Raw genomic sequence first — 822 nt, 5'->3', positions numbered from 1 at the left:
ATGGAGCAGGAAGTGGTGCGGCTGCGCCAGGCCCATCCGCGCTGGGGCGGGCGCAAGATCCGCCGGCGCCTGCAGGATCTGGGCTTTGAGGCGGTGCCACAGGCCAGCACCGTGACCGACATCCTGCACCGGCACAACCTGATCCTGCCGGCCGATTCAGCGATGAGCCAACCCTGGAAGCGCTTTGAGCACGAGCAGCCCAACGTACTCTGGCAGATGGACTTCAAGGGACACTTTGAGACCCTCGAGAAGGAGCGCTGCAGCCCCCTGACGGTACTCGACGACCACTCGCGCTTCAGCATCCTGCTGCGCGCCTGTGGACCCACCGACACCGCTACCGTGCAGACGGGATTGCGGGAGGCGTTTGGGCACTACGGCCTGCCATTGCGCATCAACACCGATAACGGCTCGCCGTGGGGGGCGCCCGGCAGTCCGGGTCAGCTCACCGAGCTGGCCGTCTGGCTGATCCGGCTGGGTATCCGCATCAGTTACAGCCGGCCTTATCACCCGCAGACCAACGGCAAGGACGAACGGTTTCACCGTACGCTGAAGGCTGAAGTACTGAACGGACGAAGCTTCGCCACCCAGCAGCACGTGCAACAGGAACTGGACCGCTGGCGCACCGTATATAACTGCGAGCGCCCGCATGAGGCGATCGGCATGGACACACCGATCAGCCGTTACCGGCCGAGCCCGCGGGCGTATCCATCGATCCTGCCGGAGCCGGAGTACGGCCCGGATGACGTGGTACTGCGGGTCAAAGCGAATGGTCAGCTACGCTTTGAAGGACAGCACCTTAGGGTCTCGAAAGCACTTTATGGG

General features: G+C 64.0%; 1 protein-coding gene. It reads left to right on the top strand.

The genetic code is table 11. The features are described from left to right. On the top strand, window positions 1–822 hold an 822-nt coding region (locus tag FSO04_RS45890), incomplete at both ends, for an integrase core domain-containing protein (RefSeq protein WP_154568025.1).

Source organism: Paraburkholderia madseniana (assembly GCF_009690905.1).
Classification (GTDB): domain Bacteria; phylum Pseudomonadota; class Gammaproteobacteria; order Burkholderiales; family Burkholderiaceae; genus Paraburkholderia; species Paraburkholderia madseniana.
The sequence above is the reverse complement of the archived record's forward strand: the minus strand, read 5'-3'. Positions and strand labels throughout refer to the sequence as shown.